Consider the following 10,973-nt stretch of genomic DNA (forward strand, 5'->3'; position numbering starts at 1 on the left):
CTTTAAGGGAACATATGAAACTCAATAAAATAGCCGGCGTGATCGGCTCGGGCATGCTATTGCTCAGTGCAGGCAGTTATGCACAACAAGCCAGTGAAGAAAGCAGCGGAGATAAAAAAGGCTCGGCGGTATTTTCTCCACTCCATGTCTCGGCTGGAAAAATAACCAGCGAGCAAGAAGCCTTGGAAAAAACCGGTGCCGTCAGCTCACGAGATACTAATAAAAATTTAGAATCTCTCGACGCGACGTTACGCAGTATGCCCGGAACCTATACCCAAATCGATCCCGGCCAAGGCTCGGTTAGCGTGAATATCCGTGGAATGAGTGGTTTTGGCCGCGTAAACACCATGGTCGATGGCATTACGCAAAGCTTTTACGGCACCTCGACCTCCGGCACCGCCGTGCACGGCTCCACCAACAGTCAGGCAGGCGTGCTTATCGACCCCAACTTCCTCGTTGGCGTTGACGTGACTCGCGGCGACAGCAGCGGTTCTTCAGGGGTAAACGCCCTAGCGGGCAGTGCCAATCTGCGCACGATTGGCGTTGATGACGTGGTGTTTGCTGGCAATCCTTTTGGCGTGCGCTCACGCTTTTCCGTCGGTAGCAACGGCATTGGGCGCAGCGGAATGATTGCCGCCGCGGGTAAAACCGATGCATTCACAGACACCGGCAGTTTTGGTGTCATGGCCGCAATCAGCGGCAGCTCGGTCTATTCCAACTTTAACAACGGCGATGGGATTAATAGCGAAGAGTTCGGCTATGACGAATTCATGAAGCAGAATCCAAAGTCACAGCTGTATAAAATGGATATCAAACCGAATGAGTTTAATAGCTTTGAACTCTCCGCACGAACTTATCAAAATAAGTTTTCACGCCGTGATATCACCAGCGACGACTATTACATCAAATATCACTACACGCCGTTTTCTGAATTAATTGATTTCAACGTCACGGCCAGTACCAGCCGCAGCGACCAAAAATATCAAGACGGATCGTTGTACACGTTTTATAGCACGTCAGCGCGTAACCGTTCTAATGCGCTGGATGTGAATAACACCAGCCGCTTCACGCTCGGTAATAACGATCTAGCTTTTACCATCGGTAGCAAACTGATGCGTACCCGCTATGACAAACTGATCCAGTCCAACGCGGGCGATCCACAGTCTTCACAAGAATCAATTGAAAACAATCCTTTTGCCCCATCGGGCGATCAGGATATTTCAGCGCTGTATACCGGGCTTGAAGTAAAACGTGGGATCTATCAGGCTAATTTTAATCTTAACTACACCCAGAATAAGATCAGTGGTTTTAAACCCGCCTGCGATCCACGAGTGATCTGCGTTCCACAGGGGGAATACAACGTTGATCAAAAAGAGAGTGGTTATAATCCTTCCGTAGAGCTCTCTGCGCAGGTAACGCCGTGGCTCCAGCCGTTCGTCAGCTACAGCAAATCGATGCGTGCACCCAATATTCAGGAGATGTTTTTCTCTAACTCCGGCGGCGCGTCAATGAACCCATTCTTAAAACCAGAAAGTGCCGAAACCTATCAGGCCGGTTTTAATATTAAAGCGCACAGCCTATTGATTGATGAAGATTTGCTGCGCTTAAAAGCCTTGGTCTATCGTAGCAAGATTAAAAACTACATATTCAGTGAGTCATATCTGGTCTGCACCAACGGACGTAAATGTAATATGACCGAAGTTAACGGCAATGACTGGGCTGACGTTAGCGACTACACCGACAATATGTATATCTACGTGAACTCCAACTCATTGGTGCGTGCTCACGGTTTTGAATTAGAAATGGATTACGACGCGGGCTACGCATTTGCGCGTTTGGCTTATAGTCAGCAACACACCGACCAACCAACGTCAATTGCCAGCACCTATTTTGGCGCAGGGGATATTACCGAGCTGCCAAAAAAATATATGACGCTCGATACCGGGGTCAGGTTCCTAGACAATTCATTAACCGTGGGTAGCATTATTAAATACACCGGAAAATCACGTCGCCTATCGCCTAACTTTGATTTTGACGAGAAAACCGGTGCGGTGGTGAAGGAAGATCTCCCACAGATCCCAACCATCATCGATCTCTATAGCACCTATGAGATCAACCGCAACGTGATGCTCAAACTCAGCGTGCAAAACCTGATGAATAAAAACTATTCTGAGGCATTGAACAAACTGAATATGATGCCAATGCAGGGTGATGACAGCACCGCGGCCAATACGGCACGTGGAAGAACTTATATTTTTGGTGGGGAAATTCGCTTCTGATCACCACGCCGTCATGTTGAATATTTCGGCATGACGGCATTAATTTCACCCTACAACTCTCTCAGCCATTACGAAGGCTGCAGCACAATTACCGCCATACCTATCAACGCAACGCAGGCACCAACCATATCCCAGCGGGTTAATTCAACGCCGTCAACAAAGCGCAGCCAAAGCAACGCAACGCCAATGTATACCCCACCGTAGGCCGCATAGGTTCGGCCCGCAGCTGCGGGATGTAATGTCAGTAACCAAGCAAAAATAACCAAACTCAACGCAGCCGGCAGCAAGAACCATAGCGGTTTATGTTGCTTCAAAACCAAATAAGGCAGATAACACCCAACGATCTCAGCGATTGCTGTCAGGCTAAATAATAAGAATGTTTTAACAATTAACATCAGGTTTTTTTTACCTAAAAGTCATGATACGCATGGCAATTAACCCATTTTGCCTTGAAAAATATATTCGATCCACGTCTCATCTATTTATCCCAACTGATTAGCCTCACTATTACAAAGGCCTTTAAAACGTCAATTCGAAACAGGTATGCATTTTGTGGCTATTTGTACCTATTTTTCGCAACGTGTTTCTTTTCGCCAAGGCCATTGCTATAACGTCATCACTGGAAGTGAATTTATTATAACAAATACCCCCTATTAATAATAAAGGAACAGCTATGTCTAGAATACGGCAACGTACTCTGGAGAGTATGCAAAAATTCTCTAGGGCGATGATCGGTGCAGTGCTGTTTTTGCCAGTAATAGGTTTAATTCTGGCATTAAGTTCAATTTTAACTAACCCAACGCTTATTTCTGAAACCAGCTTTCTTCATCAACTTGGTCAGCTATTAGGAGACACCTTCTGGCCGCTATTTGGTAATTTAGGCTTACTCTTTTGCGTCGGTATTAGCTATGGGTTAGCCAAGGACAAAAAAACGGAAGTCGCCTTAGTTTCCGTTATGTGCTTCATTATGTTTTTAGGTGCCAATCACTCTTGGTTGGAATATACCCACGGCATTGCCAATAAAATAAACGGTGAATATTACGGAACAGGACAAACTCAAATATTAGGGTTTGTGGTTGTCGATATGGGGATATTCCTCGGTATTATTCTCGGTTGCACCATTGCATGGGTACACAATAAAGTCTCGCAAATAGAACTCCCTGACGCGTTATCTATGTACGGGGGCGCAAAGCTAACGCTTATCGCCATGACGCCGGTCGTTATTGTCTACGCCATAGCCTTCACCTGGTTCTGGCCATTTATGACCCACGGTATTGCGGCGTTAACTGGCTTTATGAAAAACGCAGGCGTTGCTGGCGTATTTGTTTATGGTTTCTTCGAGAAATTCTTAATTCCTACCGGCCTACACCATTTCGTCTGGTCGCCATTCCAACTTACACAAATCGGCGGTTCACTGACGGTTGATGGGCAGACGGTTTCAGGCACTCAGGCTATCTTCCTCGCCTATATGCGCCATCCCGATTTAACACCGGTGATGAACGATGCTCTGCGTTTCTCTCAGCAAGGTATGACGACTATTTTCGGCCTGTCTGGCGCTGCGCTGGCGTTTTATCACACCGCCAAGCCAGAAAAGAAAATGCTCGCGAAAGCCGTTTTATTACCGGCCATTATTACCTCAATTCTGACCGGAATTACTGAACCTATTGAATTTACATTCCTGTTTATCTCACCGCTTCTGTGGGTTATTCACGCCACATTGACCGCAGCATCACAGGCTATTTGCGATCTGCTACAGGTGAGACCATGGGGAGCATCCGGCTTAATTGAATTTTTAGCCTATAACCTACCGCTCCCCGTTTCATTGACACGCTGGCCACTTTATATCGTGATTGGCATCGGACAGTTTATTGCTTATTACGTAATATTCCGCACCGTGGTAGTCAAATTAAGGCTTAAAACACCAGGCCGCGAAGATGATGATGAAGTAAAGCTATATAACAAAAAAGATTATCAGGAAAAGGTGCAGCAAGAAAAGAATAACACCGGCTCACAGGTTGATGAAATCATTAAAGGGCTCGGTGGAAAACATAACATTATTTCTGTCGATAATTGCTTTACCCGTTTACGCGTCGCTATTCATGATTTAACTATCGTCGATGACGCTGCTTTAAAAGCAACCGGTGCTAACGGCGTGGTGCGTAATAGCAATGAAGTGCAAGTTATTTACGGTGTCAAGGTTGGACAAGTACGTTCAAAAGTTGATACCTGGCTGGCTAATAATTAAATTGGGAGTACATATGAAACTAACAGTATTAGGTGGCGGCGGCGTACGTTCCGCATTTCTAGCGAAATCTCTGGCTTACAATGCTCACCGCATCGGATTAAAGAAGGTGGTTTTTCTAGATAACTCCGCTCAGAACCTGACCATCTTTGGCGAAATTGCGCGTTATATATTTAACACGATTCGCCCTGATATTGAATTTAGCTTAACCACCGAGCCCGTATCGGCCTTACAAGATGCCAACTATGTGATTACCACCCTGCGCGTCGGCGGCGATGAAAGCCGCATTCATGACGAACGTATTGCGCTGGACCATAATACCTTGGGGCAAGAAACCACCGGTGCAGGTGGTTTTGCCATGGCCATGCGCTCTATTCCAGCCATTTTGGACTACTGTAAATTAATCGAAGAACATGCGGCACCCGACGCCATCTTATTTAACTTTACCAATCCATCAGGTTTAGTCACCGAAGCGATTATCAAATCTGGTTTTAAACGCCGCGTTTACGGCATCTGTGATGCGCCCTCAGAGTTGATTCGTGAACTGCCTGAGATTCTTAACTGCGATGAAAGTGAATTGCAGGTTGAGTGCTATGGACTTAATCACTTCTCTTGGTTCACCCATTTTACCGTGCGCGGAGAGGATGTGACCGAACAGTTAGTTAATTCACCTGAGCTATATAAGAAAACGGCCATGCAATATTTCTCGCCAGAATTAGTCCGTCTGTGCGACAACCAATTGCTCAATGAATACTTATATTATTACTACTATAAAGAAGAAGCGCTGAAAGCAATTCAAGATTCAGGTGAAACACGAGGCGAACAAATCGCCCGTATTAACCATGATATGCGTGAGGAGCTTAGCCGTATCAACGTTAAAGAAAATCCGGCAACGGCATTTGATATTTGGATGAAGCACTATCTGCGTCGTGAAAATAGCTACATGCAAAATGAATCTCAGCAGGAAAAATTCCACACCAGGGAACTTTTAACGCTGCAGCAATTCATCGAAGAGCCCGACAGCGGCGGCTACGCGGGCGTTGCTTTAGATATTCTAGAAGCCGTAAACAGCAATACCACTAAGCGTATTGTGGTATCACTTTCCAACAACGATACGCTGGATTTTCTGCATCCCGACGATGTCATTGAAATCAGCTGCGACCTGAGCAAAGAGGGATTAAAACCGGTTAAGCCGATCCATGTACCCGAAGCGCAGAAAAATATGATTTCCTGCGTGAAAGAGTATGAGCGTCTCGCTGTGCAGGCGATTTTAGCTCAGGACAGAACCCTCGCGGTTAAGGCATTGATGGCACATCCGTTAGTCGGATCGTGGTCATTGGCTGAAAAGCTGGTTTCTGCTTATTTGCAGGGCTCACAGTTTAGAAACTGGCACTAGATCCCAGCATTGAAATTCTGGGGCGTCGCAGGCTAATACTGTTTATTTAAAAAATAGAGATACACGGGTCTACCACACCGCGGGGCACTCCGGCGGCTTACGCCGCTACGACCCCATCGGTGTGCTCCCTAAAATCGAGCTTTAGTAATCCGTATTATCGTCGCAGGACGCCCTTTGATTATTTCTTCTGCATAAACCACAGTTTCAGAAGATGTTCGAACCCGAGAATGCAGTAGCCAAAGAACGGATTAGACCAATAAATATCATCATCATATTTTTGTGGATCGTGAATAATAAATGACAGGTCCGCGGCCTGTGCTAACGGGCTCTGATGATCGCCGGTAAAGCAAACAAGGTTGATATTTTTATTCTCTAATGCCTTTACCCAGCTTAATGCCGATGAACTCCGGCCCGATTTAGATATCAGCCATATCGAATCAAACTTATTAGCATTTTTTTGTTCCAGTATTTCATAGTCTGGCCATAGCGCTAAGCTAGCGTTGACACCGGTTACTAAAAACTTGTTATAAATATACTGGGCAATAAGCTGCGAAAAACCGCTGCCGTGGATCAGAATCCGCTCGTTTTGCAGCCTTTCTAATAAAACATCCACTTTTTCTGGTGGTTGAATATTCATGAAATCAACATCATTAGTAACATCCAGCTTTGGTAGCGTAATGTTAAACTTAATAAAGTAGACCATCTCCAGCCAGCCACTAAACTCAAGCTTTTTGGCTAAGCGAACCAAAGATGAAGGATTACTACAGCACTTCTCAGCTACGCTGCGTATTCCTTGCTGAATACATAATTCAGGATTGGCCTGTATATATTGCAGAACACCAACTTCAGTATTATTCAGTTTAATATTACGAAATAGATTTTGAATATCCATGATAAACCCCTGTTAAGCAAACTTGAGATTAGCACAGGCATTTATTAATAACTGAGTAATCAGTCAAAATTATTTTACTTAGCAATGGAAAATAGGGATATGAAAACACATCTTACGGCTGTAGGAGCAACGTTTTTTTTATGGGGATTAATAACCGCGTTCAACAGCACATTAATTTTATTTTTTTATCATTACTTCCAACTTTCATGGCCGCAGGCGATGCTGGTGAATGTTCTATTTTATATTGCTCCATTTTTGACTTGCCTACCCTGCTCTAAGCTTATCGCGCTCTTCGGTTACCGCACGATCTTACGCAGCGCCTTGCTTCTCACGATGTGCGGCTGTGGGCTATTAAGCTTAGCGCTTGGCTATTATTCGATTATCAGTGCCCTATTTGCTGTATTCGTGATTGCAACGGGTGTGGCCGCCATGCAGGTTGTTGCTAATCCTTATCTCACATTGCTCAGTCAGGAACATAAACGCGTGGGTAATCTCACCTTAGCCTCTGCGGTAAACTCATTAGGTACAACGCTAGCACCACTTCTGATTGCCTTAGCATTACAAGCATCGCCTATTGATTATGTTAATCATAACGAGCCGATTAAATGGATTTGGCTTGTCTTAGCCCTCTTTTCTGCAGGGCTATTTACAATAACTATCTTAATCAAACTGCCTGGCATCACCCAGCATAAAAAAACAACAAAATGCCCATCATCACTATGGAGTAATACTAAGTTTATTTATTCCGCAGCTGCGATATTCACCTATGTTGGCGTGGAGGTATCATTAGGAACTAACACTATCAATTACTTATCGACCATTGGCAAATGGAACACAGAAACCGCGATATCATTAATTTCCCTGTACTGGGGCGGAGCATTAATAGGTCGTTTTATCTTCGGACTATTTGCTCATCGAATTAACGTAAAGATAGCATTTTTGTCTGTTACTCTGATTTCTGCGGTCCTCATATTGTTGTCTATTTTATTAAACAACGCTGTCGGCGGCTACTTATTGCTGCTGATAGGTTTTGCTAACTCGATTATGTACCCTATTATTTTTAGTCAAAGCATGGCAACGGTGCCTCACATGGCAAATTTGGCGGCCGGCGTATTAATTATGGCAGGGATTGGAGGCGCGATTATTCCTTATATTCAAGCGCTGATGATTAATATCCTGACATTACGTTTCAGTTTTTTGCTGCCATTAGCACTTTATATATTACTGGCATGCTGGGGAAGCAAGCATCTCAAACCAGTTGCATCGCCTACTTCTGTTTTAGAATAAATAGTAGAAATGGATTTTAGCCACAGGACAAAACCTGTGGCTAAAATAATAGCTATCAGAAATCAGCTTTAAGCACTACACGGTAGCGAGCTTTACCTTCTCGCACATGTTTCAGCGCTTGGTTAATTTGCGACATTGGGTATAGCTCGGTCGTTGGCGCGACTTTAGTTCGCGCAGCAAACTTCATGAGTTTACGCAGCTCATTTGGTGAACCCGTAGCCGAACCCGAAATGCTCCGATCGCCGCCGATAAGCGTGAACGCAGGCACTTCTAGTGGCTTCATTACGGCACCCACCGTATGGAAATGTCCACCATAGGTTAACGCTTCAAAGTACGGCAGCCAGTCTAACGACACATTGACGGTATTGATGATCAAATCAAACTGTTTTGCCAACGCGGTTAGCGCCTGAGGATCGCGACTATTGACCACACGATTGGCCCCCATGGCTAAAACTTCCTGCTCTTTCGCCGGGTTAGAACTGAATGCGGTCACTTCACAACCCATTGCATGGAGCAATTTAATCGCAATATGGCCTAAGCCGCCAATGCCAATTACACCAACCCTACTGGTTGCAGTAATATGATGCATCAGTAACGGTTTAAACACCGTAATGCCACCGCACAGCATCGGCCCAGCCGTTGCCATATCGATATCATCCGGCAGCGGAATAGCCCACTGCCAGTTGCAGCGCAGCTTATCGGCAAAACCACCTTTGTTCATGATAGTAGGCACGCTACCATTCTGGCAGTTAATTTGGTTGCCGCTAATACACGCATCGCAATGCTGGCAACTATTTGCCGTCCAGCCCACGCCTACTCGCTGGCCGATCTTCAGACCTTTATTTTTTGCGGCATCACCCAGCGCATGGATATGCCCCACCACTTCATGGCCCGCAATCAGAGGATAGTCAGAGAATCCCCACTCGTTGTCTATCATCGACAGATCCGAATGACAGATACCGCAGTATTCGACTTTAACCTCAACGTCGTCTGGCTGTAGTGCACCAGCGTCATACTCATAAAGTTCCAGATCTGCCCCAGGTTTCAGTGCAGCATAGCTTTTGATTTTTGACATGTTGATGACCTCTGAGAAAGTACCGACTACAGAGTACGCCACCTAGTAAAAAACCGATAGCTGCGCTGCAATATACGACCAAGGCATGATAGATACTGAAGTTAGGCACAGGCTAAAACAGTGAAATAGTCAATAATATCAAGAGGAATCTTGTGATTATCCCATCAAGCCGTTGTCAGCGTTTTTAAAAACGTTACTCATAAGGACTAATTTTTACTGCTAATAACTTTTTTACGCCATTTTCCTGGCGTTATATGAAACCGTCTTATAAATGCCCGATTAAATGTTTGCTGGGAGTCATAGCCATATTTGATCGCGATATCACATATCGAGTTGTTGGCATCTTTAAGCTCCATTGCTGCCAATTCAATTTTTTTCTCTCGTACATGTACAGCAATAGTTTGACCTGTGTTTTCAAGAAATAATCGCTGAAAATACCGTGAAGAGTAGCCAGACTTCTTCGCAACATCTTTAGTTTTAAGTCGTTTTTCAATATTATCATCAATCCAGCGTAGTACGCCTTCTATAAGTTCATTTTTAGAGTGCACAGCTTCCCCCAAGACAATTAAATTATTCAACTGTGAAATAAAAAACTAGCAAACCTATCATTCAACAAGGCTCAGGATAGGTGAATTTAAAATTCGCGCTGGTTTAAATAAAAAAACAAAATAAAGAAAAATTCATTTATTTTGCGTAATAAATTATGCTCATCAAAACAATCAAATTTACTTGATCCATATCAATAATATCTAAAAACCAGAAATAAATATAATAATTCGATTATCCGAACATTAATTAACTTAAATTTCGAAAAGTCGAATCACTCAAGATAATAGATATATCATTAGAGCAATAATTTATAGTTACGTACGAATAAATTATTGACATAAAAAAGCACAGTGATACCTTGACCACAAAACACTAGCACATGAAATCATCAGACATGAATTTTACAGCACTAAAGCCATCCATATACAAATCTATTAACCATGAGATTCATTATGCAATGAGTTTTATTGGTGGAGGAATGGAAATAATTAGCTTTAAATATCTGTACAAAGCGCTTATTGGCTATATGACATCGAATATGATCTTCGGAATTAACTCGCTGGCTGAAGGCGATTTCAACTTTTCTTCCTTCTACCACATTCTCATTATTGTCATATGGATGTTGCTCGGCGCAGGCCATCAAATAATCGCTAACAAATACAACTTCCATGCAAAAAGCGCTATGCATGGATATGCGATAGCAATGACGACAAGCACGTTCATTCTTCTTTTGTTTATATTGATTGGGCAATACATGTTTAGGCATGACCTTCTTGCTGATAGCCCGACACTATCAGTGATGCCACTCGTTACTATTGGATTGCTTTTTATGTATATACAAAATTTTATCATTAGGAATGGTGGAACGGCTTATCCAACAACAACATCCGTTGTCACTACCGTTTATGTACTCATGATAACGCGCCTTGCCGGTTCATTTAATCGCAATAAAACCGCGCTAGAGCGACGAGCCTCATTAAGCGAAGGTACTCACTATGTTATGGTTCTCATTCATTTTTTTGCAGGGGCCTATATCACAATAAAATTAAGTGAATATTATCAATTCGACAGTTTATATCTTGTTTTCTTTGCATTGCTATTTTTAACGTTTAAGGTTTGGAGAGAACATTCTATATTGAAGAATCAATTCGGAAAAAACGTCGCGTCATAAAAACATCATAATAAATAAACATAACAGACTGATTATGCAAACCAGTCTGTTACATAGCAAATTAGCATAATACTTGTTACCT

The 10,973-nt window shown here is 43.5% G+C and carries 9 protein-coding genes; 5 read left to right on the forward strand and 4 right to left on the reverse strand.

The genetic code is table 11. The features are described 5' to 3' along the window. Nucleotides 1-14 precede the first annotated feature (14 nt). Nucleotides 15-2,279, forward strand: a complete 2,265-nt coding sequence (locus AB3Y96_RS17260) for a TonB-dependent receptor domain-containing protein (protein ID WP_367299806.1) — start codon at nt 15-17, stop codon at nt 2,277-2,279. A 68-nt stretch (nt 2,280-2,347) separates the two neighbouring features. Here AB3Y96_RS17260 and AB3Y96_RS17265 read toward each other — a convergent pair whose 3' ends face one another. Continuing rightward, a complete protein-coding gene (locus tag AB3Y96_RS17265; protein ID WP_367299807.1) occupies nt 2,348-2,674 on the reverse strand; it encodes a YnfA family protein in 327 nt (108 codons plus the stop codon). 278 nt (nt 2,675-2,952) lie between these two features. Here AB3Y96_RS17265 and AB3Y96_RS17270 point away from each other — a divergent pair, with 278 nt between their 5' ends. Together AB3Y96_RS17270 and AB3Y96_RS17275 are read left to right on the forward strand one after the other, a co-directional pair. Next, nucleotides 2,953-4,524, forward strand: a complete 1,572-nt coding sequence (locus tag AB3Y96_RS17270; RefSeq protein WP_367299808.1) for a PTS transporter subunit EIIC — start codon at nt 2,953-2,955, stop codon at nt 4,522-4,524. 13 nt (nt 4,525-4,537) lie between these two features. Next, complete coding sequence (locus AB3Y96_RS17275; RefSeq protein WP_367299809.1) at nt 4,538-5,917, forward strand: glycoside hydrolase; 1,380 nt, start codon at nt 4,538-4,540, stop codon at nt 5,915-5,917. 178 nt (nt 5,918-6,095) lie between these two features. Here the strand turns inward: AB3Y96_RS17275 and AB3Y96_RS17280 are convergent, their stop codons facing one another. Further along, nucleotides 6,096-6,809: a MurR/RpiR family transcriptional regulator gene (locus tag AB3Y96_RS17280; protein WP_072308308.1), complete on the reverse strand. Its 714-nt coding sequence runs from the start codon at nt 6,807-6,809 to the stop codon at nt 6,096-6,098. A gap of 99 nt (nt 6,810-6,908) precedes the next feature. Here AB3Y96_RS17280 and AB3Y96_RS17285 point away from each other — a divergent pair, with 99 nt between their 5' ends. Then, the gene (locus AB3Y96_RS17285) at nt 6,909-8,096 is read left to right on the forward strand and encodes an MFS transporter (RefSeq protein WP_367299810.1); all 1,188 of its coding nucleotides are present in this window, start codon (nt 6,909-6,911) and stop codon (nt 8,094-8,096) included. 55 nt (nt 8,097-8,151) lie between these two features. Here AB3Y96_RS17285 and AB3Y96_RS17290 read toward each other — a convergent pair whose 3' ends face one another. Further along, nucleotides 8,152-9,171, reverse strand: a complete 1,020-nt coding sequence (locus AB3Y96_RS17290; RefSeq protein ID WP_072308306.1) for an NAD(P)-dependent alcohol dehydrogenase — start codon at nt 9,169-9,171, stop codon at nt 8,152-8,154. Nucleotides 9,172-9,377: 206 nt separating this feature from the next. Beyond that, nucleotides 9,378-9,719: a helix-turn-helix domain-containing protein gene (locus AB3Y96_RS17295; protein ID WP_072308305.1), complete on the reverse strand. Its 342-nt coding sequence runs from the start codon at nt 9,717-9,719 to the stop codon at nt 9,378-9,380. A gap of 395 nt (nt 9,720-10,114) precedes the next feature. Between AB3Y96_RS17295 and AB3Y96_RS17300 the strand changes: the two genes are divergently transcribed. Beyond that, nucleotides 10,115-10,891 (forward strand): DUF1275 family protein, encoded by a 777-nt coding sequence (locus tag AB3Y96_RS17300; protein WP_367299811.1) that lies wholly within the window; start codon nt 10,115-10,117, stop codon nt 10,889-10,891. The last annotated feature ends 82 nt before the right edge of the window (nt 10,892-10,973 follow it).

The sequence above is a fragment of the Hafnia alvei genome, assembly GCF_964063325.1.
In the GTDB taxonomy this organism is placed as follows: Bacteria; Pseudomonadota; Gammaproteobacteria; order Enterobacterales; family Enterobacteriaceae; genus Hafnia; species Hafnia alvei_B.

What these genes read in the sequence shown, in the direction of transcription:
- AB3Y96_RS17290 (WP_072308306.1), bottom strand. Translation starts at nt 9,171, where the DNA reads ATGTCAAAAATCAAAAGCTATGCTGCACTGAAACCTGGGGCAGATCTG.
- AB3Y96_RS17270 (WP_367299808.1), top strand. Translation starts at nt 2,953, where the DNA reads ATGTCTAGAATACGGCAACGTACTCTGGAGAGTATGCAAAAATTCTCT.
- AB3Y96_RS17300 (WP_367299811.1), top strand. Translation starts at nt 10,115, where the DNA reads ATGAATTTTACAGCACTAAAGCCATCCATATACAAATCTATTAACCAT.
- AB3Y96_RS17275 (WP_367299809.1), top strand. Translation starts at nt 4,538, where the DNA reads ATGAAACTAACAGTATTAGGTGGCGGCGGCGTACGTTCCGCATTTCTA.
- AB3Y96_RS17285 (WP_367299810.1), top strand. Translation starts at nt 6,909, where the DNA reads ATGAAAACACATCTTACGGCTGTAGGAGCAACGTTTTTTTTATGGGGA.
- AB3Y96_RS17280 (WP_072308308.1), bottom strand. Translation starts at nt 6,809, where the DNA reads ATGGATATTCAAAATCTATTTCGTAATATTAAACTGAATAATACTGAA.
- AB3Y96_RS17260 (WP_367299806.1), top strand. Translation starts at nt 15, where the DNA reads ATGAAACTCAATAAAATAGCCGGCGTGATCGGCTCGGGCATGCTATTG.
- AB3Y96_RS17265 (WP_367299807.1), bottom strand. Translation starts at nt 2,674, where the DNA reads ATGTTAATTGTTAAAACATTCTTATTATTTAGCCTGACAGCAATCGCT.